The organism is Aeribacillus sp. FSL k6-2211 (assembly GCF_037966125.1).
GTDB lineage: Bacteria > Bacillota > Bacilli > Bacillales > Aeribacillaceae > Aeribacillus > Aeribacillus composti.
The window spans coordinates 2,888,507-2,914,818 of sequence record NZ_CP150190.1; the positions used below are offsets into that span (position 1 = coordinate 2,888,507).

21 protein-coding genes and 1 other annotated feature are annotated in these 26,312 nt (G+C 39.6%); of the genes, 2 read left to right on the top strand and 19 right to left on the bottom strand.

The window, feature by feature from the left end; genetic code table 11:
* Positions 1–27 precede the first annotated feature (27 nt).
* Together NSU19_RS13980 and NSU19_RS13985 are read right to left on the bottom strand one after the other, a co-directional pair.
* Positions 28–1,311: a folylpolyglutamate synthase/dihydrofolate synthase family protein gene (locus NSU19_RS13980; RefSeq protein ID WP_066249739.1), complete on the bottom strand. Its 1,284-nt coding sequence runs from the start codon at positions 1,309–1,311 to the stop codon at positions 28–30.
* Between the two features lie 106 nt (positions 1,312–1,417).
* On the bottom strand, positions 1,418–4,060 hold the full coding sequence (locus NSU19_RS13985; RefSeq protein WP_339196960.1) for a valine--tRNA ligase: 2,643 nt from the start codon (positions 4,058–4,060) through the stop codon (positions 1,418–1,420).
* 53 nt (positions 4,061–4,113) lie between these two features.
* Positions 4,114–4,336 (bottom strand) — a binding site (T-box leader).
* Between the two features lie 146 nt (positions 4,337–4,482).
* Between NSU19_RS13985 and NSU19_RS13990 the strand changes: the two genes are divergently transcribed.
* Positions 4,483–4,674 carry a hypothetical protein gene (locus tag NSU19_RS13990; RefSeq protein WP_327847811.1) on the top strand — a complete coding sequence of 64 codons (192 nt, stop codon included), beginning with the start codon at positions 4,483–4,485 and terminating at the stop codon, positions 4,672–4,674.
* Positions 4,675–4,692: 18 nt separating this feature from the next.
* On the opposite strand, the gene NSU19_RS13995 is transcribed toward NSU19_RS13990, so the two are convergent.
* The 8 genes from NSU19_RS13995 to hemA all read right to left on the bottom strand — a co-directional run bounded on the left by NSU19_RS13995 (position 4,693) and on the right by hemA (position 13,281).
* Complete coding sequence (locus NSU19_RS13995; protein ID WP_339196962.1) at positions 4,693–5,706, bottom strand: hypothetical protein; 1,014 nt, start codon at positions 5,704–5,706, stop codon at positions 4,693–4,695.
* Between the two features lie 73 nt (positions 5,707–5,779).
* Complete coding sequence (spoVID, locus tag NSU19_RS14000) at positions 5,780–6,922, bottom strand: stage VI sporulation protein D (RefSeq protein ID WP_339196965.1); 1,143 nt, start codon at positions 6,920–6,922, stop codon at positions 5,780–5,782.
* A gap of 133 nt (positions 6,923–7,055) precedes the next feature.
* A complete protein-coding gene (hemL, locus tag NSU19_RS14005) occupies positions 7,056–8,339 on the bottom strand; it encodes a glutamate-1-semialdehyde 2,1-aminomutase (protein WP_327856497.1) in 1,284 nt (427 codons plus the stop codon).
* Positions 8,340–8,355: 16 nt separating this feature from the next.
* Positions 8,356–9,339 carry a porphobilinogen synthase gene (gene hemB, locus NSU19_RS14010; RefSeq protein WP_339193177.1) on the bottom strand — a complete coding sequence of 328 codons (984 nt, stop codon included), beginning with the start codon at positions 9,337–9,339 and terminating at the stop codon, positions 8,356–8,358.
* A gap of 3 nt (positions 9,340–9,342) precedes the next feature.
* Positions 9,343–10,140, bottom strand: a complete 798-nt coding sequence (locus tag NSU19_RS14015; RefSeq protein ID WP_339196969.1) for a uroporphyrinogen-III synthase — start codon at positions 10,138–10,140, stop codon at positions 9,343–9,345.
* Entirely contained in the window at positions 10,137–11,078 is a 942-nt protein-coding gene (gene hemC, locus NSU19_RS14020) for a hydroxymethylbilane synthase (RefSeq protein WP_339196972.1), read from the bottom strand. The genes NSU19_RS14015 and hemC overlap by 4 nt, the downstream gene beginning before the upstream one ends.
* 23 nt (positions 11,079–11,101) lie before the next feature.
* On the bottom strand, positions 11,102–11,923 hold the full coding sequence (locus tag NSU19_RS14025; RefSeq protein ID WP_063387468.1) for a cytochrome c biogenesis protein: 822 nt from the start codon (positions 11,921–11,923) through the stop codon (positions 11,102–11,104).
* A gap of 20 nt (positions 11,924–11,943) precedes the next feature.
* Complete coding sequence (gene hemA / locus NSU19_RS14030) at positions 11,944–13,281, bottom strand: glutamyl-tRNA reductase (protein WP_094246302.1); 1,338 nt, start codon at positions 13,279–13,281, stop codon at positions 11,944–11,946.
* A gap of 195 nt (positions 13,282–13,476) precedes the next feature.
* On the opposite strand from hemA, the gene NSU19_RS14035 reads away from it, so the two are divergent.
* Positions 13,477–13,950: a hypothetical protein gene (locus tag NSU19_RS14035; RefSeq protein ID WP_063387466.1), complete on the top strand. Its 474-nt coding sequence runs from the start codon at positions 13,477–13,479 to the stop codon at positions 13,948–13,950.
* Between the two features lie 70 nt (positions 13,951–14,020).
* Here NSU19_RS14035 and yihA read toward each other — a convergent pair whose 3' ends face one another.
* From yihA to leuB, 9 genes are all read right to left on the bottom strand, one after another.
* Positions 14,021–14,605, bottom strand: a complete 585-nt coding sequence (gene yihA / locus NSU19_RS14040) for a ribosome biogenesis GTP-binding protein YihA/YsxC (protein WP_063387465.1) — start codon at positions 14,603–14,605, stop codon at positions 14,021–14,023.
* The gene (gene lon, locus NSU19_RS14045; RefSeq protein WP_327847814.1) at positions 14,602–16,926 is read right to left on the bottom strand and encodes an endopeptidase La; all 2,325 of its coding nucleotides are present in this window, start codon (positions 16,924–16,926) and stop codon (positions 14,602–14,604) included. The genes yihA and lon overlap by 4 nt, the downstream gene beginning before the upstream one ends.
* Before the next feature lie 187 nt (positions 16,927–17,113).
* Positions 17,114–18,772, bottom strand: coding sequence for an ATP-dependent protease LonB (gene lonB, locus NSU19_RS14050; RefSeq protein ID WP_063387463.1), 1,659 nt, complete (start codon positions 18,770–18,772; stop codon positions 17,114–17,116).
* 198 nt (positions 18,773–18,970) lie between these two features.
* Positions 18,971–20,236 (bottom strand): ATP-dependent protease ATP-binding subunit ClpX, encoded by a 1,266-nt coding sequence (clpX, locus tag NSU19_RS14055; protein WP_066249773.1) that lies wholly within the window; start codon positions 20,234–20,236, stop codon positions 18,971–18,973.
* Positions 20,237–20,511: 275 nt separating this feature from the next.
* Positions 20,512–21,798: a trigger factor gene (gene tig, locus NSU19_RS14060; protein ID WP_339196977.1), complete on the bottom strand. Its 1,287-nt coding sequence runs from the start codon at positions 21,796–21,798 to the stop codon at positions 20,512–20,514.
* Positions 21,799–22,002: 204 nt separating this feature from the next.
* Positions 22,003–22,983: a tetratricopeptide repeat protein gene (locus NSU19_RS14065; RefSeq protein ID WP_066249775.1), complete on the bottom strand. Its 981-nt coding sequence runs from the start codon at positions 22,981–22,983 to the stop codon at positions 22,003–22,005.
* A 90-nt stretch (positions 22,984–23,073) separates the two neighbouring features.
* Positions 23,074–23,667 (bottom strand): 3-isopropylmalate dehydratase small subunit, encoded by a 594-nt coding sequence (gene leuD / locus NSU19_RS14070; RefSeq protein ID WP_063387459.1) that lies wholly within the window; start codon positions 23,665–23,667, stop codon positions 23,074–23,076.
* A 16-nt stretch (positions 23,668–23,683) separates the two neighbouring features.
* A complete protein-coding gene (gene leuC / locus NSU19_RS14075; protein WP_063387458.1) occupies positions 23,684–25,099 on the bottom strand; it encodes a 3-isopropylmalate dehydratase large subunit in 1,416 nt (471 codons plus the stop codon).
* 84 nt (positions 25,100–25,183) lie between these two features.
* Positions 25,184–26,296 (bottom strand): 3-isopropylmalate dehydrogenase, encoded by a 1,113-nt coding sequence (gene leuB, locus NSU19_RS14080; protein WP_339196982.1) that lies wholly within the window; start codon positions 26,294–26,296, stop codon positions 25,184–25,186.
* Positions 26,297–26,312 lie beyond the last annotated feature (16 nt).

Genomic DNA, 26,312 nt, shown 5'->3' on the forward strand with positions numbered 1-26,312 from the left:
TGTCGTTATTTTTCGACATCCTCGTACTCATGAGCTATGTTTTATATGTTTTCTCACTTCACCGATAAAATAAAGGGAACCTGTAATAATGAGAACCGTTTCGTCATCCATTGTGTTGATAATCTTTTCATAGGCAAGCTCCCAATTGTCTTCATACTCTTTATCCTTCATGTCGCAAGCCTCGTATAATTCTTTCGCATCAGCTGCTTTCGGGAAATGAAAGGTTGTAAAAATAATTCGATTTGCCGTTTGTGCAGCCTGCTCGATCATTTCTTTATATTGCTTGTCCTTCACACACGAAAATAACATGATGATTTTCTTATCAGGGTAAAACTTTTGTACAGTTTCTTTCAACGCTGCCATTCCTTCCGGATTATGTGCTCCGTCCAAAATGACTCTCGGTTTTTCCTTTACTTCTTCAAACCGCCCTTTCCAAAAAGTGCGCTTCAATCCTTCCTGTATATGCTCCTCCTCTATGATAAACGAATAATAAACTCTTAAATAATCAAGCGTCATGACACTCAGTGCAGCATTGATCGCTTGATGGTTTCCTTTCATCTGTAATGAAAGGCTGTTATATCGTTTAAAGGGGGTTTGTACAAAAAATTCATCAAAATCTCCTGCGTGAAAATCCCTAGTGAGCCAATAATGCTTTGCTTTTTTTTCTTTTGCAACACGCTCAATGACATCAAGGGCTTCCTTTTGTTCCACAGCTGTAATGACAGGAACTCCGTTTTTAATAATGCCTGCCTTTTGCTCTGCAATCTCTTCTATCGTTGAGCCAAGGATGTTTAAATGATCATGTCCAATCATTGTAATCACTGAAAGAATAGGATTCGCAATATTCGTAGAATCCCATTTTCCCCCGAGTCCTGTTTCTAATAAAACAACATCCGGCACGTTGATTTTACCAAAATAATAAAACATCATCGCAGTAATGACTTCAAACTCTGTCGGTGCTCCAAGCTCCGTTTTCTCAAGCTCGTCAACAACCGGTTTGATCACATTGGATAGCTGCAATATTTCCTCTTCAGAAATGGGATTGCCATCTATCGTAATTCGTTCATTGAATGATTCCAAATAAGGCGAGGTGAAAGCACCTACTTTATATTCAGCGGCTTTTAACACCTCTTGCATAAAAGCAATCGTTGATCCTTTCCCGTTTGTTCCGGCTACATGAATGAAGCGGCATCTTCTTTCCGGATGATCAAGCTTTTCCATCATCCATTCCATTCGCTGGAGACCAGGCTTTATTCCAAAGGTTAGGCGGGAATGTATCCACTTGAGTGCTTCTTCATATGTTTGAAACATATAAATTCCCCTCCTTGAACTCTCGAACATTTTCAATGAATTTGAATGGCCGGATGTATCATAAACGTTTTGATGGAAGAAAATCCGGGGCATACCCGGATTTGTTTTAGCCTTTCAGCTCCTGAAGTCGTTTTAACACCGCCTGCTGTTTTTCTAAATAGTCCTTTTCTTTTGCCCGCTCTTCTTCTACGACTTCTTTCGGTGCTTTTTTAATAAATCCTTCATTGGCAAGCTTTTTCTGAACGCGCTCGACTTCTTTATTCCATTTCTCTAATTCTTTTTCAAGCCGTTTGATTTCTTCTTCCACATTAATGAGTCCTTCAAGAGGAAGAAATACTTCTGCCCCGCTCACAACAGCTGTCATAGCCTTGTCAGGAGCTTCAATGTTTGTATCAATTGTTAATGAGCTAGGATTGCAAAATCTCTCTAAATAGCTGCGGTTTTTCTCCAACTGGTTTTTAACTTCTTCACTATGAGCATGAATGATCATATCCACCTGCTTCTTCATCGGCGTGTTCACTTCAGCGCGAATATTACGGACTGAGCGAATCACATCAACTAGAAGCTTCATTTCGTTTGCAGCTTTTTCATCAGAAAGCTCCTGACGTACAACCGGCCATGAAGCAATTGTAATCGATTCTCCCTGATGTGGAAGGTGCTGCCAAATTTCTTCTGTTATAAACGGCATAAAAGGATGAAGGAGTCGCAATGTTTGATCTAACACATATGCCAAAATGGAACGAGTTGTCTTTTTCGCTTCCTCATCATTTCCGTACAGCGGAATCTTTGCCATTTCAATATACCAGTCGCAAAAATCATCCCAAATAAAATTGTACAGCACCCGACCGGCTTCGCCAAATTCATATTTTTCCGCAAGTCTTGTGACAAGCTCAATCGTTTCATTTAACCGTGTGAGAATCCATTTATCTACCACTGATTTTTTTCCGTTTAAATCAATTTCTTCATATGTTAAACCGTTCAAATTCATCAGTACAAAGCGGGAGGCGTTCCATATTTTATTGGCAAAATTCCACACGGCTTCTACTTTTTCAAAGCTGAATCTTAAATCCTGTCCTGGACTTGAGCCGGTAGCTAAAAAGTAGCGCAAAGAGTCCGCACCGTATTTGTCAATAACATCCATCGGATCGACGCCATTGCCTAATGATTTGCTCATTTTTCTTCCTTCTGAATCGCGCACAAGTCCATGAATCAAAACATCTTTAAACGGTCTTTTCCCAGTAAACTCCAATCCTTGGAAAATCATCCGCGAAACCCAAAAGAAAATAATGTCATACCCGGTAACAAGGACATCTGTCGGATAATAGCGTTTATAATCTTTTGCCTCTTTATCAGGCCAGCCCATTGTTGAAAACGGCCATAAAGCAGAGCTGAACCATGTATCTAACACATCTGGATCCTGCTCCCAATTTTCAATATCTTTAGGCGGCTCATGATCAACATAAACTTCGCCTGTTTCCTTATGATACCAAGCTGGAATGCGATGTCCCCACCATAACTGACGGGAAATACACCAGTCGCGAATGTTTTCCAGCCAATGCAAATACGTTTTTTCAAATCGTTCAGGAATAAAATGAACTTTCCCTTCTGTTTTCTGAAGGTTCAAAGCAGCTTCGGCCAAAGGCTTCATTTTCACAAACCATTGAGTTGATAAATACGGCTCGATAACTGCTCCGCTTCGTTCACTATGGCCTACGGAATGGATATGCTCTTCAATTTTAAATAAAATTCCTTCCTCCTGCAGGTCTTTCACCAACTGCTTCCGGCATTCAAAGCGATCCATTCCTTCATATTTTCCCGCTTTTTCATTCATTGTCCCGTCTTCATTCATGACTAATATTCTTTCTAAATTGTGGCGGTTTCCGATTTCAAAGTCGTTCGGATCGTGTGCAGGAGTTATTTTTACTGCTCCTGAACCGAATTCCATATCGACATATTCATCTGCGACGATCGGAATTTCCCGTCCTGTTATTGGCAGCTTCACTGTTTTTCCGATTAAATGCTTATACCTATCATCATCAGGATGAACTGCCACTGCTGTATCCCCAAGCATCGTTTCCGGGCGAGTGGTCGCGACTTCAATATATCCGGATCCATCAGCCAGCGGATATTTTAAATGATAAAGTGCCCCTTTCACTTCTTTATAAATGGCTTCGATATCGGAAAGGGCTGTTTTTGTCACCGGATCCCAGTTAATAATGTACTCTCCTCGGTAAATAAGACCTTTTTTATAAAGCGATACAAAAACCTCTCTTACAGCTTTTGAAAGACCTTCATCAAGGGTGAACCTCTCTCTTGTGTAGTCAAGACCTAGGCCTAATTTTGCCCATTGTTTGCGAATATGGTCTGCATATTCTTCCTTCCATTTCCATGTTTCTTCTACAAATTTTTCCCGCCCGAGATCATACCGACTTTTCCCTTCTTCGCGCAGTTTTGCTTCCACCTTGGCTTGTGTGGCGATTCCCGCATGATCCATCCCTGGCAGCCACAAAACATCGTACCCTTGCATTCGCTTCATTCGGGTAATAATATCTTGAAGAGTTGTATCCCATGCATGTCCAAGGTGAAGCTTACCGGTGACGTTTGGCGGAGGAATAACGATCGTGAAAGGAGTTTTCCCCTCATCATCTTTTGCTTCAAAAAATTTTCCCTCGAGCCAAAATGCATACCGATCCTCTTCAACCGTTTTCGGATCGTATTTTGGGGAAAGAGTGATTTCTGAATTCGACATATTTATGAAAACCTCCTTATTTTCATTCTAAAATATAAAAACTCCTTCCATCCTAAAAGGACGAAAGGAGATGTTTTCGCGGTACCACCTTTTTTCACAGATACGTCTGTGCACTTCTTTCAGGTAACGGCTAATGCCGGCTCCCTTTACTAAAAGCTTTCAAGGAAGCTGCTCCAGGGCGACTTTCCAACGGGATCTCCTAGGAAATCTTCCAGCTTGCGATTTCCCTCTCTGGAAGGAGTCGTTCGTTGTACTACTCCCCTTCAACACATTTTCACAAACTATATAAATTTCTATATTTAATAGTACTAAAAAATTGTTTTTTTCGTCAATATTTTCCCCATCTTCCTTAACCTTTAAACAAAAATCACAAAATGTTCTTTATTTCATAATATAAATTAACAAAGTTGAAGGTGATCAACATGAGAAAAAAAATAAAACCATACTATATTCAATCGTTTATTAAACAATTCCGATCTACTCTTGAACAGTTCATCGTTCCTTTAATGATTTTTCAGGGAATTCGAACAATCCTTTTACCAACTATGTTTGATATTATTTTATTAGCCATTTTACTATTTCTAGCAGCCGCGTTGTATATGGAACGGGGTTAAAGCTGCCAGATCCCCCATTCATTCTGATGCCAATGAATCGTTTTCTAGTTTTTCATTCCATTTTAAAGCAATGTACCCGGTATTTTTCATTTGCCAATATGCTCTTAACAGCTGTTTGCAATATTCTAATTCTCCCTTTTCGCTTTTCTTTTTTTGATATTGCCGGACAAGCTTTACTAATTTAGCTGGATAGGATAAATAGCTTACCAACAGCAATCTCTCAGTTTTTGTTAAAGGAAGCACTTTTTCGTAATCTGATATATATTGCACATTTTGATCACTAACGGTTGGTTCCGCTTCGGAGAGGTTCATAAACATTAAGAAAAGGTCGTAAATTGGAGTAGCAAATGCTGCATCTTCCATATTAATAAAATAAATTTTCCCTTTTGGATCTAACAGAAAATGAGATAAGGAGACATTTACTTTGTTCAGTGCAATTCGCATGTGAGGGGATTGCTTTATTTCGTTATACCACTCATCAAGCTTTGCTTCTGCAAATAAGATGGCTTGCCTCGTTTCAAAATAATAACTGAAGACCGCCAATTCAAAAGGCGACATATACCATTTTTTTTCGATTTGTTCCATAAATGCTTCCAGCAGGTTGAAATTTCTCTTCCACTTGTTCTGAATCTGTTGATACACATTTTCGAGCTGAACTAGAGGTATGTTGATTTCCTGTTTTGTTTTTTTATGGAGTTTCGCTAAGTGGTAAAAAAGGATTGAGGCATTTTTTTCATCAACGATTGAACCTTCCATCCAAGGCATTACATAAAACGATTGCGTTGAGTCATTAACAAACACATTTCCGTTCGTTGTCCTATAAATCGGCACGATTCCTAAAGATGGAAAGTCGTGAAAAATTGAATATAATTTTAGAATGTTTCTTTGCTTTTTAATCGTTGTTCGTTTTAAAGCATAGGTTCTTTTTTCACAATGAATTTTCAAGACATTTTTTGTTTTTTTCTCTAAATAAATCGGTTTGATTGGATAATGCTGCAAAATCCTCATGGCCGTTTTCAGATCATCGCTCATCTTCCCACACGCCTTTAAAGAAAATAAAGAAAAGCTTGAGCTGGTTTGATCCCACTCAAGCCGCTTGCAAAAATTACGTTTGTTGTGTTTCAAGAACCGGGATATATAAAATGTCTCCTTCACTAATCTCTTTATCATGGTGAAATTGATTTACTCGATTGAGCTGCTGGAGCGTAATGTTGTAGCGTTCGCAAATATTTTCGAGCGAGTCTCCCTGCTGGACAATGTACATTCTTAATTTAGAAAATTCTTCTTCCTCATTTTTCGTAAACAATTTTGTTAAATATAAGGTGTTATCATTTTTCCTTACAGATTCTTTTTCTTCATCGTCTTTTTCGACATAATTGGAAATTTTATTGATCACTGGCTTTTCTTCTTCAATGCGGCCTTTCTCTTCCAAACTGACTTGATTTTTCTTCGCTTCAACAGTGAATGTATCGTAATCCGTTTCCGTTTCTTCTTCTCTCTTTAATGGCATCATAAAAACAATGTCTGCCGTCTCTTCATTGTCATCCTTTTGAACAGCATCACGATCATGTTCGATTTGCTCATTTTGATCGCGTTCGGCTGTATCGAATTCGAAATATTCATTAAGACTTTTCTGTTCATTATCTTTTTCAATATTTTCCGCTTTGTTGATTGGTTCATCATTGAAACGATTTTCTTTGAGCGTTGATTCGGTTTCATCTTCTTCCCTTTCATCAGACTGTCGATCGGATGAGATTTCCGCTTCAGCATCTATGATCTCGTCCACTTCATTTGCAGCAGTTTCTTCCGCCTGCTCTTCTCGAATTCCGTAAATGGATAGATCAGCTATAAGCTTTAAACCATTTGCTTCCGGAAAATCATAATCAAATGATTCAATCGCCACAAACACCTCTTCTAAATTGGCAATTCTTTTTTTCGGTATTGTAATATCGACCGGAAGCTCGTGTCTAAATTCCATTACACCGTCATTTCTCGCTTCTACATTTTGTATATAACGGGCGATGGAGGAGGTTTGAAGAAGTTTATCATTCTGTTGCTCCTCTCCATCGAATTTGTATTCTCCGGAAAGCTCTAGAGCACCTTTTATCGTTACATATCCATCATGTTCTTCAATTGAGATGTCAGGTTCCAGTGAAATGGACAATAGTTCAGAAGGTTGAAAATGATGGCGAAACAAGACCGATTCCTCTACCGAAAATCGTAAAACGGACGTTTCTTCAATGGACATGCGGACTTCCTCCTTTCTCCAATCAATCTAATTTATCGTGCCATTAAAGATGTATGAAGGAGGATGACAAAATATGCACGGGAAACAAAAATAAAAGGACCAGCTTCAATCAGAAGCTAGTCCTTTTAGCTCGTTATCTCAAAACCGAAAAAGCTTTTTCACATGCTTCTATTGTTTTTTCAATATCTTCATCCGAATGCTCTGTTGACAGAAACATTCCTTCAAATTGGGAAGGAGGCAAGTAAATGCCTTCATCCGCCATAACACGATAATACTTTGCAAAAAAATCAAGGTTTGATGTTTTTGCTTTTTCGTAATTGACAACATCTTCATTTGTAAAGAAAAATCCGATCATTGATCCCGCTCTATTAATTGTATGAGGGATTTCATATTTTTGAGCAGCTTTGCGCAATCCTTCCTCTAATTTATCCGCTTTTCTTTTAAATTCTTTATATGTGTCTGGTGTAAGCTGAATGAGTGTTTCATATCCGGCTGTCATCGCAAGCGGATTTCCTGAAAGTGTCCCCGCTTGATAAATAGGACCGACAGGAGCGATTTTTTCCATGATGTCCGCCCGTCCGCCATAGGCTCCGACTGGAAGTCCTCCTCCAATGACTTTTCCTAAACATGTCAAATCCGGAGTCACTCCAAAGTACCCTTGGGCGCAATGATAGTCAACGCGAAAACCGGTCATCACTTCGTCAAAAATCAGAAGCGATTCGTATTGTTTGGTGATCTCGCGCAAGCCTTCTAAAAAGCCTTCTTTAGGCGGTACAACACCCATATTTCCGGCTACTGGCTCGACGATCACGGCAGCTATGTCTTCGCCAAATTTTTCAAAAGCAAAGCGGACGCTCTCTAAATCATTATATGGAACAGTAATCGTATGCTGGGCAATTCCTTCCGGCACCCCTGGACTATCCGGAAGCCCTAATGTGGCCACTCCTGATCCAGCCTTAATGAGCAGCGAATCTCCATGGCCATGATAACATCCTTCAAATTTTAAAATTTTATTTCTTCCCGTATATCCGCGGGCAAGGCGCAATGCGCTCATTGTCGCTTCCGTACCAGAGTTCACCATCCGCACAATTTCAACGGAAGGAACCCTCTCCACAACAAGCTCCGCCAGCTTATTTTCAATCAAGGTCGGCGCCCCAAAGCTCGTTCCTTGCTCCGCTATTTTCTTTAATGCTTCAACAACTTTGTCATTGGCATGTCCTAAAATTAACGGTCCCCATGAAAGAACATAATCAATATATTCGTTGCCATCAATGTCATACACTTTAGAACCTTTTCCGCGCTCAATAAAGATCGGATTCATTTGAACGGATTTAAACGCGCGCACAGGGCTGTTGACCCCGCCGGGCATCAATGTCTTCGCTTTTTCAAATGCTTTTTTCGAACGTTCATATTTCATGAAATGAGCCCCCTTTTCAATAATCAGACTGTTCATCTAACCAACGGGCAACATCTTTTGCATGGTACGTAATCATTAAATCCGCGCCGGCTCTTTTCATGCTTGTAAGCATTTCAAGGACAGTGCCTTTTTCATCAATCCATCCATTTTCAGCTGCCGCTTTAATCATTGAGTACTCGCCGCTTACATTATAAGCAACGACAGGAAGGTTAAAATGATTTTTAACATCACGGACAATGTCTAAATAAGAAAGCGCCGGTTTCACAATTAAAAAATCGCATCCTTGTTCAACATCTGCTTCTGCTTCCCTTAATGCCTCCAGCCTGTTAGCCGGATCCATCTGGTACGTCTTCCGATCACCGAATTTCGGCGTGCTTTCAGCTGCTTCCCGGAACGGTCCGTAAAAAGCACTGGCATATTTGACCGCATATGACATAATTGGAATATGAACAAATCCTTCTTCATCAAGCGCTTCCCGAATGGCTGCGACAAATCCGTCCATCATATTGGATGGAGCAATTATATCCGCCCCGGCTTTTGCCTGGCTGACAGCTGTTTTGGCTAATAATTTTAACGAAGCATCATTTACAATTTGCCCGTTTTCCACAACTCCGCAATGACCGTGATCAGTATATTCGCATAGACAAGTATCTGCGATAACGACAAGATCAGAATGCTGCTGTTTAATTTGAGCGATAGCCCGCTGCACGATGCCGTGATCATGGTATGCTCCTGAACCGACTTCATCCTTTTCATGAGGAATGCCGAATAAAATAACTGATTTAATTCCCAGCTTGACAACTTCTTCAATTTCTTCATTTAACCGGTCCAATGAAACTTGAAAAACTCCCGGCATCGATTGCACTGGATTTTTTTGATTTTCCCCTTCGACAACAAAAATCGGATATATTAAATCTTCTTTATGAAGGCGGGTTTCCCTGACCATAGCCCGCAGATTAGCTGTATGCCGCAATCGTCTATGCCGTGCAAAATTCAGCATGATCTATTCCTCCCTTTTTTCTGCGTATGCACACATTTTTTCCAGCATTCCATCAATTGTATATTTTTCTGGCATAATGCAAGTACACTTTATTTTATAAGACAGTAATTTATCTCTTGTTATCGGTCCGATGCAAACAAACACAATATCCCGAACCCTGTTTTCCAGCCCGTTTCTTTTGACAATTTGCATAAATGCAGAAGCTGTGGAAGAACTCGTCAGCGTAATAAAATCAATCGTTTTATTTTCAAGCAAATGCAACACTTCTTTTTCATTTTCCAACAATTGTATTGTTTCATAAACAACAAAATCAAAGAAAAAAATCTTTTTTTCTGTTAATACTTCACGTAAATAAGTGCGTGCCAAATTCCCGCGGGCAATTACTATTTTGCTGTCTTGCCGAACATGATCGATTAATTCTTCCGCTAAGCTTTCGGCACGAAACTCTTCAGGACATAAAGAAACCTTCCATCCTATTTTCTCCGCAGCTTTTTTTGTCTTTACACCGACACAAGCAACGTTGACGTTTTTCAGATCTTCTAATTCCAATGACAAGTCTTTTACATGTTCGGAAAAATATTGAACGCCGTTTGCACTAGTAAAAACAATCCAGTCTTTAGATGTTAACTGTTTTAAAACGGGGAGGGCATTGAAATCCGTTTCTGTTTTCCTTGTTGCAATTAACGGAACTTCTATAGGACAGCCTCCCGCCGCTTGAATTTTCTTTGAGAATTCGGCAGCCTGGCTGTTCGCTCTCGTCACTAACACATTAAAACCATTCAATGGTTTTTCAGCACTCATTCATGGTTTAGCTCCTTTCTCACTTGTTCGACCAGCTCTTTGGCGCCTTGAGACGATAGAAGTGCTGCCATATCCTTTCCAAGTAAATTCGGATCTTTTCCAGTTTTCGTCTCTTTATATACCGTTTTTCCATTCGGAGATGCAACAAGTGCTGTTAACACAATTTCTTCATTTTCATCAACTTGAGCTAAACCGGCAATAGGCACTTGACAGCTTCCTTCCATATCATGCAAAAAAGCCCGCTCTGTCAAAACGGCTTTCTCCGTCCGTTCGTCATTTAGTTTTCTTAAAGCTGCAAGCAGTTCATGATCATCTTCTCGGCATTCTATCGCCAAAGCTCCCTGACCGACTGCCGGAACGCACATATCAGGCGGTAAAAAGTACGCATTTTCCAATTCGTCTTTCCAGCCCATTCGTTTAAGACCTGCTGCTGCTAAAATGATTGCATCATAATCGTTGCCTTCCCGCAGCTTCTTTAGACGCGTATCAATATTTCCGCGAATCCAACGGATGGTTACATCGGGGCGGACGGCTAAAATTTGGGCGCTCCTTCTTAAGCTGCTCGTTCCAACAACAGCGCCAGCTTTCAAATCTCTTAAAGTTTGGCAATCCTTCGAAATCAAAACATCGCGGTAATCTTCTCGTTTAGGAATGCAGCCGATCGTCAAGCCATTCGGCAAGACAGACGGCACATCCTTCATGCTGTGCACGGCCATATCAATATCACCGTTTAGCATAGCCTGCTCAATTTCTTTTACAAAAAGGCCTTTCCCGCCTACTTTTGAAAGAGTGACATCAACTATTTTATCACCTTTTGTGACAATTTCTTTTATTTCGAATTCAAATGGGGCTCCAAGCTCTTTTAATCTCTCGATCACCCAATTTGTTTGGGCGATTGCTAACCGACTTCGCCTTGACCCGACAATAATTTTTCGCATAAACATCCTCCTGAGCACATGCATTAATGGAAATTCGATAAGCTTCCAAATAAAAAGAAATTAACTAACAGCACTAAAAATGAGGCAACGTTTAAAAAGGCAATTCTTTTCCATTGCCACTCTTTTACTACTCTGGCATACAAATAAAAACTGTATATGCCTAAAACAGAAAATGAACCGATCACTTTTGCATCATACCAGTTCAAATTTGGCACCTTTAAATAAGCCCATATCATTCCTAAAATGAGAGCTAATAGCAATATAGGTACACCGATCATATTTAAAACATATGTCATATAATCCAGTTTTGCCAAATCTTGAATGCGATGAAGCCTTTTCCCCCATTTTTTCTTTTTTAATAAGTTGTGCTGTATCAAATAAAGAATGGAAAAAACAAATGAAAGCGAAAACGCTCCGTATGATAGTATCGCCATCGTGATATGGATCAATAACAGTTCTGAAATTAACCTGCTGGATACTTCAGTCGATACTGCCTCTGAAGGAGCAAACGTCCGGATGGCCATAATGATAAAACCAATGACATTCGTAAAGAAGACAATAAAATCGACTCGAAGCAGCCGGTTGATCACAAGGGAAAGAGTGACCAATACCCATGCATAAAAATAAAGACCTTCCGCTATGTTTAAAACCGGAAATCTGCCCGTTTGCGCCATTTGCGAAAATAAAAAAAAGGATTGTAAAACCCAGACAATAGAAAGTAACCAGAAGGCTATTTTGTTTGCCTTCCGGTTATGATGCAAAAAATCTATAAAATATAAGAAAACGCTCAATGCATATAAAACAATCATCAATTCGTTTAATCTAATGATATTCCAATCAAACATATATTAGTTTTTCCTTTCACTTACATTTCAAGTGAAACATTTTTTGAATGCGTTTTTAATTGAACGGAAGGAGTTTGTTCTATTAATTCTTCATCTAAATCTAAATTAAAAATCTCTTTAAATAATTCCAAAGATTGTTCGCCATTTGGAAGAGCAGCCAGCTCTTTCACTTTTAAAATCGGATCTCTCAACATTTGATTGACAATGCTTTTCGTATGTTTATTTAATATTTTTCTTTCGCGTTCTGTCAAATTCGGCAGCTTCCGTTCAATACTTTTCATTGTTTCCGATTGGATAAGAAGAGCTTTTTCCCTCAATGCAGCAATAACCGGAACAACCCCTAATGTATTCAGCCATTTCGAAAACTCCAAGACCTCTCGCTCGATCATGATTTCAATTTGTTCAGCCGCTTCTTTTCTTTCCTGCAAATTCGCTTCGACAATTCCTTCCAAATCATCGATGTCATATAAAAAAATGCTGTCTATTTCACTCAATGCAGGATCTAAATCGCGTGGAACCGCAATATCCACCATCAGAAACGGGCGGCCTTTTCTTAACTTTTCAACATCTAACATCATGTCTTTCGAAATCACAAAACTCTTTGCACCTGTTGAACTAATTAAAATATCTGCCTCAATAAGCGCACACTGAAGCTCAGACATCATTTTTGCTTGTCCGGAAAAACGCTTCGCCAATTCATTCGCTTTTTCAAATGTACGGTTCATAACCGTAATTTGTTTGACTCCGCTGCCATGTAAATTTTGTACGGCAAGCTCTCCCATTTTTCCTGCGCCTAAAATAAGCACATGCTTGCTCGATAGGTCGCCGAAAATTTTTTTTGCCAATTCTACGGCAGCATAGCTGACGGAAACAGCATTTGAACCGATTTCCGTTTCCGAATGGGCTTCTTTAGCCAATGTTACTGCCTGTTTAAACAGTTGATTAAAAATCGTTCCGATCGTGTTATGTTCTTGAGCTAATAAAAAGCTTGAACGGACTTGTCCTAAAATTTGCGTTTCGCCTAAAATCATAGAATCCAGGCCGCATGCCACCCGAAACAAGTGCTGGACAGCCTGTTCATTTTCAAAGTATTTTAGATACGAATCGAACTCCTCAATGTCCATATTGAACCATTCAGCTAAAAATGCTTTTATATAATAACGCCCTGTATGAAGCTGATCAACAACTGCATAGATTTCTGTCCGGTTGCAGGTGGAAACGATCACGTTTTCCAAAATGCTTTTTTCATTCTTCAACCGTTTCATTGCAGAAGCTAAATCATTGCTGCTAAAACTCAACCTTTCGCGAATTTCAACAGGGGCTGTTTTATAATTTAACCCAACAGCTAAAATATGCATCTCCGACCCCCCAAAAGCAAATACATACTGACTTTATTATAACAAAATATCGACAAAAAAATGTGAACAGTATATGAAACTGTATGATATGATGATAAAGTAAGAAACAGATATAAATTATATTAATTATTACATTAAAAATATTATCAAAAAAGAGAGCCGGAATCAAGTCATCAAAACAGAGGTGATCGTTAAGTGCGTTGGACGTTTGTTGCTATGATTATGCTGGAGATCGGGCTTTATTTCTTGTTGAAAAATTTCGATCTCTTTTTCAATATGAACATGAACACTTTGCCTTTCTTTTTCATCATGTTTGGCATCGCCTTTATGGTTCAGGCAAAAGCGGAAAAGGATGACCAAGCAATCGTTCCTGCCGTTCTGCTGCTTGGCCTTGGCATCCATTTTTTATGGGGAAAATCATTCCCGTTCTGGCCTGATGATTTAACCGCAATGATCTGGATCATTGCCCTTGCTTTCATTATTCGGTCTGCTCAAGCAAAAAGCGGGTTTGCACAAGGATTTATCCTTCTTTTGATCGGAAGTTTCCTTTACTATTTTCCTTCCGCTTTGACATCTTTTATTCAAAAGAGCGTTTCCAATTGGCAAGCCTTTTGGCCGATTCTTTTTGTTATTGCAGGTTTGTATTTATTGTTTTTCAGAAAAAAATAAAAGGAAACAGCTCGAAGCGGTTAAGCTTCTCGAGCTTTTCCTTCTGTATCCAGCCTAAAGCAATTTCATTTTATGATAGGAATGGATAAATGGCTGACCATGCATCCTCTTTTCCGTAACCAGTTTCTGCTGAAAAAAGAATAAGCGGATCATTTTTTTCCATTTTTAGCGTTTCTTTCACTACTTTTAAGTGTTTTTGCCATTTTCCTTTAGGAATTTTATCCGCCTTTGTGGCGACAATTACAGCAGGAATTCCATGATATTTTAAAAATTCGTACATCATGACATCATCAGATGTAGGTGCATGGCGGATGTCTATGATAAGAATACATGCTTTAAGCTGTTCTCTTTTGAGCAAATACGCTTCGATCATTTTCCCCCATTTTTCCCGCTCCCTTTTCGACACTTTGGCAAATCCATATCCGGGAACATCAACGAAATAAAATTGATCGTTAATTAAATAAAAGTTTAACGTTTGCGTTTTCCCAGGCTTTGAAGAGGTTCTCGCCAAATTTTTTCTATTGATCATTTTATTAATAAACGAAGATTTCCCGACGTTAGACCTTCCTGCCAGAGCGATTTCTGGAAAATCGGTTGATGGATATTGATCAGATTTAACCGCACTTATGACAATTTCTGCTTTTGTTACCTTCATTCTTTTTCTCCTGCCAATGCATGTTTTAATACTTCATCCATATGTGAGACAAGAACAAAAGTCAATTCTTTTCTCACGCTTTCTGGTATATCATCTAAATCCTTTTCATTTTCCTTCGGCAAAATAATTTTCTTTAAACCGGCACGATGGGCGCTTAATGTTTTTTCTTTTAAACCGCCTATCGGCAGAACGCGGCCTCTTAAAGTAATTTCACCTGTCATTCCGACTTCTTTTCGAACCGGTCTTCCAGTTAATGCTGAAATAAGCGCCGTTGCCATCGTAATGCCTGCAGACGGTCCATCTTTTGGAACAGCTCCTTCAGGCACATGAATATGGATATCATATTGTTCGTGGAAATCTGGATCTATCTTTAGTTCTTTTGTTCTAGATCGAATATAGCTGAAAGCGGCTTGAGCCGATTCCTTCATGACATCTCCGAGCTTTCCGGTTAAAATCAGCTTGCCTTTACCCGGAGAGATGGACACTTCAATGGACAGCGTATCGCCGCCGACCGTCGTATATGCGAGACCGGTCGCCACACCGATTTGATCCTGCAATTCTGCCTGACCGTATCGAAACAATTTTTTGCCCAAAAAGTCTTCAAGAGTTTTAGCGGTTACAACAATTCTTTTTCTTTCACCTGTTACAATCGTTTTCGCTGCTTTTCGGCATATTGCTGCGATTTGGCGTTCTAACCCTCTTACCCCTGCTTCGCGCGTATAATAACGAATTATATTTAAAATTGCTTCTTCTCTTATTTGCAAGTGACCTTTTTTCAGTCCATGCTCTTTTAATTGTTTTGGAAGAAGATGATCTTTGGCGATATGAACTTTTTCTAATTCGGTATAACCGGCAATTGTGATAATTTCCATTCTGTCGCGCAGCGGACCTGGAATAGTTGCTAAATTATTGGCTGTCGCAATAAACATGACTTTTGATAAATCATATGGCTCTTCAATATAATGATCGCTGAAATTATGGTTTTGCTCCGGATCCAGCACTTCAAGAAGAGCAGCTGAAGGATCACCGCGAAAATCGCTGGACATTTTATCAATTTCATCCAGCAAAAATACCGGATTAATCGTTCCCGCTTTTTTCATCCCTTGAATGATCCGACCCGGCATCGCACCGACATATGTTCTTCTATGGCCTCTTATTTCCGATTCATCCCGAACGCCGCCAAGAGAAATTCGAACGAACTTTCTATTTAATGATTTTGCAACAGAACGGGCAAGAGATGTTTTCCCAACGCCAGGCGGTCCCACTAAACATAAAATAGGGCCCTTAAGCGAATTTGTTAATTTTTGCACTGCTAAATATTCAAGCACCCGTTCCTTTACTTTATCTAGTCCGTAATGCTCTTCATTTAAGATCACTTCCGCCAGCTTTATATCCAGTCTGTCCTCTGTTGCCTTGTTCCACGGCAAGGAAATGAGCCAGTCTAAGTAATTGCGGATCACCGCACTTTCAGCGGATGTTGAAGGGATTTTTTCATATCGGCTGAGCTCTTTCATAGCCGTTTTATAAACATGTTCCGGCATTCCCGATTTTTCGATTTTTTCAGTCAAATCTTCTATTTCGCCCGTTTTCCCTTCCTTTTCTCCGAGCTCTTTTTGAATGGCCTTCATTTGTTCGCGCAAATAATATTCTTTTTGCGTCCGTTCCATTGATTGACGGACCCGCTGGCCTATTTTCTTTTCAAGCTGCAGGACTTCCTTCTCATTATGGAGCATTTGAATAATTTTATTTAATCTTTCTTTCACATCAAATGTTTCTAATATTTCTTGCTTATCTTTCAGCTTGATCGGCAAGTGGGAAGCAATAATATCGGCCAATCTTCCCGGTTCATCTATATCCAAAACGGTTGCAAACGTCTCACTTGAAATTTTTTTAGACATTTTTATGTATTGCTCAAAATATTCAAGCGCAGTTCGCATCAAAGCTTCTTCTTCAACATCTTTTTGAAGCGGTTCTTCATAAGTATCAACTTGTACAGAAATATATGGTTCCTTGCTTTCAAAACTTTTGATTGCGCCTCTTTTTTGTCCCTCGACTAGCACGCGAATGGTGCCGTTCGGCAGTTTGAGCATTTGCTTAATTTTCGTCAGCGTTCCAATATGGTATAAATCATCCTCTTTTGGATCATCTATTGAAACTTCCTTTTGTGTTGTTAAAAATATCATATGATCATCCATCATCGCCTTCTCAAGCGCCTGTACAGATTTATCGCGTCCTACATCTAAATGTAGCACCATCGATGGATAAACTAACAAACCTCGAAGCGGTAGGAGGGGGACGATTCTATTCTCTTTTTTCGCCATATTTTTACACCTCCATCATGTGAAAAATAGATTATACAGCGTCCTTGTTCAATTCTATCCTATTCTTTCTGCACTGTCTATTTTCAAACTTATCTTTATTGAAAGGAATAAATAACTGCCTCAATAAAAATAAAGGTTCAGTGCCACGGCCTGAACCCTGTTAGGCATTTGGAATAAAGACGCTGCTTTAAACCGATTTTTTCTCTATGATTGTCTCTGGATAAATTTGCTCCGTTGGAGGATTGATGAGCGCACAATCTAACACTTCCTGAAAGCTTCGAACAGGAATAATTTCAATGTCTTCAATCGTTTTTAAAATTGACTGCATATTCTCCTCTGGTATGATCACTTTTTTTGCACCTGCCATCTTGGCAGCTTTTATTTTTGGAATAATTCCGCCAATCGGTTTTACATTCCCATGAATGCTGATCTCTCCAGTCATCGCAACGGTATTATCAACAGGAATTTTGTGGATGGCAGAAAAAATGCCGGTTGCCATCGCTATTCCTGCACTCGGTCCATCAACAGGTACCCCGCCGGGAAAGTTTACATGAATATCATAATCATGGGCATTAACTCCCATTGATCGTAACACTGTTATGACATTTTCAACGGAGCCTTTGGCCATGCTTTTTCTTTTGATGGATTTTCCGCGGTCGCCAATGTTTTCTTCTTCTACAATACCTGTAATGTTGATCGTTCCTTTTTCTTTTGCCGGAATAACCGTCACTTCCACCTCTAATAAAGAGCCGCTGTTTGGTCCGTAAACAGCAAGACCGTTCACCAGTCCAACTTTAGGTTCATTTCCAATTTTCTTTTCATATTTTGGTGTAAGCTGGCTGGAATGGACAATCCATTCAATATCTTCGACTTTCACTTCATTTCGGTCCTCGGTGATGGCAATTCCAGCAGCAATTTGCATCATATTGGCAATTTCTCTTCCATTGCGGGCATAAGAAGTTAAAATGGATATTCCTTTTTCTGAAATTTTTACATTTACTTTTTCAGCCGCTTTCCGAGCAACGACCGCGAGTTCATCGGCCGTTAAATCTCTAAAAAATACTTCAAGGCAGCGCGAGCGAATGGCGGGCGGTATTTCAGATGGTGTTCTTGTAGTTGCCCCGATCAAGCGAAAATCAGCCGGGAGACCGTTTTGGAAAATATCATGAATATGACTTGGAATTTGAGAATTTTCTTCACTATAATAGGCGCTTTCTAAAAAAACTTTTCGGTCTTCAAGTACTTTTAACAGTTTATTCATTTGAATGGGATGGAGTTCGCCAATTTCATCAATAAACAACACGCCGCCGTGTGCATGTGTCACTGCTCCTTGTTTCGGCTGTGGAATTCCGGCTTGTCCCATCGCCCCAGCACCTTGATAAATGGGATCATGAACAGAACCTATTAAAGGATCAGCTATTCCCCGTTCATCAAATCTCGCTGTTGTTGCATCCAATTCAACAAAAACAGCATTATGTTGAAAAGGAGACTTTTTATTTCTTTTCGCTTCTTCAAGAACGAGCCTTGCAGCAGCCGTTTTTCCTACACCAGGAGGTCCGTAAATAATAACATGCTGGGGATTCGGCCCGCATAAAGCTGCTTTTAATGCTTTGATGCCATCCTCCTGTCCGACGATGTCAGAAAAGCTTTTTGGACGAATTCGTTCTGAAAGCGGCTTTGATAATTGGATAGCTCTCATTTTTCTCAATTGTTCCATTTCTTTTTTCGACTCGCGGTCAATGGAAATTTTTTGCGTCCGCTGATTCCGCAATAAATTCCAAAAATAAAGACCGACAATGACTCCGAAAATTAATTGTATGAAAAGGGCAATCCCTGTCCAGTTCATCCTGAGTTTCCTCCTCAACAAATGTTTATCCCCTATTATCTCCTTTGCATATACGGATTAAACATATGTTGAGGACGGATTTTCATGAAAAGAATCGAGTTGTATGAACTCGATCCTTCTTATTTTTATGAGAACAACTATCCTTTTACAAAACTAAACTGCTGCAAATTCAGACTAAAAAGCCCGTCAAAACGTGTCTTATGCGGAAGTTTTCGTATCTTCATTTATAATGGTTCCATCATTTGCAATCAGCTTCGGAGGAATTTTTTCTCTTACAGTGTTTGCCGTGATGACACATTTTGTAATATCATCACGAGACGGCAATTCAAACATCACATCAAGCATAATGCCTTCAATGATAGAACGAAGGCCGCGCGCACCTGTTTTTCGTTCAATTGCTTTTTTCGCAATTTCTGATAATGCTTCTTCTTCAAATTCCAGCTCAACGCCATCTAGCTCGAGCATTTTTTGATATTGTTTAACAAGCGCGTTTTTCGGTTTTGTTAATATTTCGACAAGTGCTGCTTCATCAAGCGGTTCAAGGCTGGCAATGACAGGCAAACGCCCGATAAATTCCGGAATTAACCCGAATTTTAATAAATCCTCAGGTAGCACCTTTGAAAGCAGTTGCTTTTGATCAAGCTCTTTGTTTCGGCTATCTGCTCCAAATCCAATGACCTTTTGCCCTAATCTGCGCTTGATGATTTGCTCTATGCCGTCAAATGCTCCGCCGCAAATAAATAATATATTAGTCGTATCGATTTGGATAAATTCTTGATGCGGATGTTTTCTTCCGCCTTGTGGAGGAACACTTGCTACAGTTCCTTCCAAAATTTTCAGAAGTGCTTGTTGGACGCCTTCACCAGACACATCTCTTGTAATGGATGGATTTTCTGATTTTCTAGCAATTTTGTCAATCTCATCGATGTAAATAATTCCTTTTTCCGCTTTTTCCACATCGTAATCAGCAGCTTGGATTAGCTTCAGCAAAATATTTTCAACATCTTCCCCAACGTATCCAGCTTCCGTTAGCGACGTTGCGTCAGCAATTGCAAATGGAACATTCAAAATGCGTGCAAGCGTTTGTGCAAGCAGCGTTTTTCCGCTTCCTGTCGGCCCGATTAACACAATATTACTTTTGGACAGCTCAACATCATCAATTTTATTGTTTGAATTAATCCGCTTATAATGGTTGTAAACTGCAACCGCCAAAGATTTTTTTGCCTGCTCCTGCCCGATTACATATTCATCTAGGATGCTGAGAATTTCTTTCGGTTTCGGAACATCCTTAAATTCAGCCTCTTCTTCCGTGCCAAGCTCCTCTTCTACAATTTCTGTGCAAAGTTCAATACATTCATCGCATATATAGACGCCAGGACCAGCAACCAGCTTTCTCACTTGATCTTGAGTTTTTCCGCAAAACGAACATTTTAACTGTCCCTTTTCATCGTTAAACTTAAACATGATATCACCCCTTAATTTCCTTCATTGCCTCCCCACCCATATATAAACCGTACGCATGAATCGGGGAACAATGCTTTTCAAACAAAAGAAAAGTATGTATCGCATTTTATCATAAAACAAAAGAAAAGCGGTAATGAAAAGTATGTATAGTTATGTGACAATTATTATGTACAGTTTCGAACGATTTAACGCTTTTCATTTTATAAAACAAGGCACGATCAAATCGCGCCTTGTTTATCAACTTTATCAAAAATCATGATGTCCCTGTAACTATATTATGCAACATCTTTTCTATTTTCTACAAGAAAATCGACCGCTTTTTTAATTTTTAAATCTTCTTTTATTCCTTCTGTTGAACCGAGTGCTCTCTTAACGCTTTCAACTGGCATATTGTACATGTCAGCCATTTTTTGCAGCTCTTCATTTACTTCTTCTTCTGTCACATCAATGTTTTCAGCTTTCGCAATTGCTTCTAATGTTAAGTTATATTTCACGCGCTTTTCAGCGTCTTTTCTCATTTGTTCACGCAATTCTTCTTCGCTTTGGCCAGAGAATTGGTAATACAGTTCTAAGTTCAAGCCATGCAATTGCAAGCGTTGTTGAAATTCATTCATCATTCTTTCAAGTTCATTGTCAATCATCACTTGCGGAATGTCCACTTCAACATTTTCTGCAGCTTTTTCAACAAGTTCATCACGAAGTTTATTTTCAGCTTGTGTGTTCTTTTGCTCTTCTAAACGCTCTCTAATTTTCGCCTTTAATTCTTCAAGTGTTTCAACCTCATCGTTTACATCTTTTGCAAATTCATCATCCAATGCAGGGAGTTCTTTCGTTTTGATTTCATGAATTTTCACTTTAAAGACAGCCGGTTTTCCAGCAAGCTTTTCCTCATGATATTCTTCAGGGAACGTTACTTCTACATCCTTTTCTTCGCCTGCTTCAAGCCCGATCAACTGATCTTCAAAACCAGGGATAAATGTGCCGGAGCCGACTTCCAAAGAATAATTCTCAGCTTTTCCGCCTTCAAACGCTTCGCCGTCAACAAAACCTTCGAAGTCGAGGACGACTGTATCTCCCTCTTCCACTTTTCCTTCTTCTTTCACAACCAATTCAGCATGCCGTTCTTGAAGCTGTTTTAATTCGTTTTCCACATCTTCATCCGTAACGGTTGTATCTTCTTTTTGGACATCCAAACCTTTATATTCGCCAAGTTTCACTTCTGGTTTGACCGTTACTTTAGCCGTAAAAATAAGCGGTTTATCTTTTTCAATTTGTTCAATATCAATTTCAGGACGGTCTACCGGTTCAATTCCAGCTTCTTCAACCGCTTTTGGATAAACTTCTGGAAGCAAAATATCAAGCGCATCTTGATATAGCGCCTCAACACCGAATCTCTTTTCAAAAATAGGGCGCGGCACTCTTCCTTTGCGGAATCCTGGAACGGCTACATTTTTTACAACTTTTTTAAATGCTTGATCCAGCGCTTCTTTAAATGTTTGTGCATCTACTTCAACGGTTAAGACTCCTTCGTTTTTCTCTAATTTTTCCCATTTAACTGACATTTGTTTCCCTCCAACAATCTATAAATATTATTCGTGAGTACACGATAAAAATTTTTTATATGCCTTGTCCGTAAAGAAACAAGCCATAAAATAAATATGTCAAAAAAGGGTAATCGGCACCAATAGCAAGAAAGGTGCATACAAAAAATATACATTTTACAACCATTTTATTATACCATAGGATACAATCCTTTCAATAGGACTCTACCATCTAATGTTTGAAATTTCTTCAATTTGTCTAATTTTATCGCAAACTGAAATAAACTCTGCACTTTTTATGTTGTAAATCCGCTCAACTTCCGTCAGCTTGATGACGATCCCAAAAATTTCGTAGCCAACGTAATGAAGCGCTGCTGCCCAAATATTTGCATTTTCCGGTTTAGGATGAAAAGGATACATGACATATAAATGACGAATCCATATATCTTTTACAGCTTCGAAAAGGGTTGGATTTTCATTTCCTAAAAAATCGTCCAAAAGATTGAGCACTTTTTTGGCAAACGTCATTTCTAATAAATCTTGAAGATGGATAGGATTTACAGCAGTAGTTTCCCCGAATTTCTCGACGGTCATTATTCGTGCTATTTCATGATCTCGTAATATTTGCAGCAGCATTGTTTTCACAACCGGATGGACCGTTTTTGACTGAAGCATCTCTTCAATCGTATGTAAATTTTTTTTAACATTATTATTATTTTTGATCGAATGTATGTAGGAAATTTGCTTGTCCAGCCTGCTGAAAAGATCATCGTCATTCGGTTCTGGACTGATTTGCTCTTCGCTCATCCTCCGGCTAAAATGAAGCAGCTTGTAAAACTGTTCTGCATGTGCTGCCGGAAGTTTATTTTCTTCCAAAACCGCTTCAATCGTCGTTTTTACCTCATCATATTGTCCAAGCTGTACTAAAATCGTTAAATACATCTGCAATATTTCAAAATAATTTCCTTTTGCTTCGTGAAGCATTTTTTTACAAATTTGTTTTGCTTCCTGATATTCTCCAAGCTCCATTAAGCATAAAGCAATTCCTATTTCAATATCAGGGTGATTTGAATTCCATGATCTCGCCTCTAAAAAAAGGTCGAGCGCTTGTTCAAATTGTTTATTATGTAACGCATTCATTCCTTCTTCAATCAATCGTTCTTTAAGTCGGGGAAAGGGAATGATTTTTCCATTCGCTTTTTTCATTGTAGAAAACCTCTTTATGATTTTGCTACAAGTTTACCAGCTGGGCAACGAGAAAACAAGAATCAAAAGAAAAAGCGGAGGATGCAATCATCATCCCCACGCTTTTGCCTTTTGTTCAAATTGGCTGATCTGCTCTTCATATAATAATGTAAATCCTATTTCGTCGCGTCCATTTAAAAGCATTTCCTTCCAATGCTCATTAATGTCAAAATGAAACTCAAATCCTTCTTGATCAAATACTTTTTGCTGTTCTAAATCAATCGTGCATTCGTACACATTTCCTTCCGCTTTTTTGAGCAATGTTTCAAACACTTCTTCATTGACCCGTATCGGCAGGATTCCGTTTTTTAAACAGTTTTGATAAAAAATATCTGCGAAGCTAGGCGCGATAATTGCGCGGAAACCAAAGTCTGCTAAAGCCCATGGAGCATGCTCTCTTGATGAACCGCAACCGAAATTTTCGCCAGCCAGCAAAATTTGTGCGCCTTTGTAGACTGGCTGATTTAACTCGAATTGTGGGTTTTCCTCACCGTTATCTAAATATCTCCAATCAAAAAAAGCAAATCTTCCATATCCTGTCCGTTCAATTCGTTTTAAAAATTGTTTCGGAATGATTTGGTCCGTATCCACATTTGTTCTATTTAATACTGCAATATGGCTAGTTAATGTTGTAAAAGGCTGCATGCTGCTTCTTCCCTCCTCATTTTACTGCTTCAAGCTTCTCTGTCCGAATATCAACAAACTTACCATAAATTGCTGCCACTGCTGCCATTGCAGGACTCACTAAGTGAGTTCTTGCCCCTTTCCCTTGACGTCCTTCAAAGTTGCGGTTGGAAGTAGACGCACATCGTTTTCCAGGAGGCACGACATCGTTATTCATGCTTAAACACATGCTGCATCCAGAATCTCTCCATTCAAAACCAGCATTGATGAAAATTTCATGCAATCCTTCTTGTTCTGCTGCTTGTTTTACTTTTTGGGAGCCTGGAACTACGATCGCTTTCACATTTGGAGCAACCTTTCGTCCTTTAATTACATTCGCCGCTGCACGCAAATCAGTTAGTCTTGAGTTTGTACATGATCCAATGAATACATAATCGATTTCAATGTCTTGAATGTTCGTTCCCGGTTCAAGTCCCATGTACTCATACGCCCGTTTGAAGGAAGCTGCTTCATTTTCATTGCGTGCATCCTCAAGCGTCGGAATCGAATGGTCAACAGGCAGCACCATGCTTGGATTTGTACCCCAGGTAACCATCGGTGCGATGTCTTCCCCGCGGATTTCAATTGTTTTATCAAATGTAGCTCCTGGATCAGATCTTAAAGATTTCCAGTAAGCAACTGCTTTTTCGAACTCTTCCCCTTTCGGAGCATATTTTCTTCCTTTTATATAATTAAAGGTTGTTTCATCCGGAGCTATTAAACCGGCGCGGGCACCTGCTTCGATTGACATATTGCAAATGGTCATCCGTTCATCCATTGATAAGCTTTCAATCACTTCACCCGAATATTCAATAACATAGCCTGTACCGAAATCAACACCAAATTTTCCAATAATGTAAAGGATGACGTCTTTGGCCGTGACTCCTTCTGACAAAGATCCTGTCACTTTCACTTGCAAAGTTTTCGGACGGTGCTGCCATAATGTTTGAGTGGCCAAAACGTGTTCTACTTCACTTGTTCCGATTCCAAATGCCAGCGCCCCAAAAGCGCCGTGTGTCGATGTATGGCTGTCTCCGCATACAATAGTCTTTCCTGGAAGAGTAAGCCCTAATTCCGGACCGATAACATGGACAATTCCTTGATCATCGCTGTCTAATCCTGCCAGAGTAATGCCAAATTCTTGGCAGTTTCTTTCTAAAGCACTTATTTGGTTTTTAGCTACATCATCTTCAATGACAAAGCGGTTCACGGTTGGGATATTATGATCCATTGTGGCAAAGGTTAGATCAGGACGTCTCACTTTCCGTCCGTTTTGTCTCAATCCTTCAAAAGCTTGCGGTGATGTAACTTCATGTATGAGATGAAGGTCAATATAAAGCAGATCCGGTTTTCCCTCTTCCCTTACGACCACATGATCATCCCAGATTTTTTCTATTATGTTTCGAGGCTTCATTTTCTTTTTCCCCCTATTTCCTGTTTTGTATCTATTAAGAAAACGGTGAGCTTCTCCTCCCGGAAAAGCCCACACCCCCCCATTTTATTCGTAGGAATCGATAATATTTAATAGTGCATAATCGTTCGCAAGCACTTCTTTGATTTCTTCCACCATTTCAGTTGTATGAATAAATGCACCTTCATTATTTGTTAAATCTCTCGTGCACTTTCCGGAATCCAACACGTGTTTAACCGCTTTTTCAATGGCTCTAGCTTCTTCATGAAGATCAAAGGAATAGCGGAGCATGAGCGCACCAGATAAAATCATTCCGACAGGGTTTGCCAGGTTTTGGCCGGCAATGTCAGGAGCTGATCCATGCACTGGTTCATATAAGTGCAATCCACTGTTTGATAAGCTTGCTGAAGGAAGCATGCCCAACGATCCAGTGATCATGGATGCTTCATCGCTTAAAATGTCACCAAACATATTTTCCGTCACAATCACATCAAACTGGCTTGGCATGCGGATCAATTGCATGGCCGCATTATCAACAAGCATATGCTCCAATGTGACATCAGGGTATTTAGAAGCCAATTCTTCGGCAATTTCACGCCAAAGCTTGCTAGTTGTAAGCACGTTTGCCTTATCAACAGACGTTACTTTTCCTCGGCGTTTTTGCGCCATTTGAAAAGCTGTTTCCAAAATGCGTTCAATTTCTTTCCGTTTATAAAAAAGCGTGTCAACCGCTGCTTCTTCTCCGTCTGAAACGATTCTTTCACTCGGTTTCCCGAAATAAAGTCCGCTTGTCAATTCGCGTACAATCACCAAGTCAACATCTTCTATTTTTTCTCCCTTTAACGGAGATATTTCTTGAAGGGCTTTATAAGTTTGAACAGGGCGGATATTTGCAAATAAGTCCAACTCTTTTCGAATGCCTAGCAATCCTTTTTCCGGACGGAGTTCAGGAAGATTTTTATCCCATTTCGGACCGCCTACAGCTCCTAATAAAACCGCATCGCTTGAACGACATAATTCAATCGTTTCTTCAGGAAGAGGTGTCCCGCACTTATCTATCGCTTCTCCGCCAATTAAGCCGAATTCAAATTCAAAATCATGTTTGTAATATTGTCCAATAGCCTTTAAAACCTCAATAGCTCCGTACGCTACTTCTTTTCCAATGCCGTCTCCCGGCAAAACAGCGATTTTTTTCTTCATCACGTTCCACCCCTTT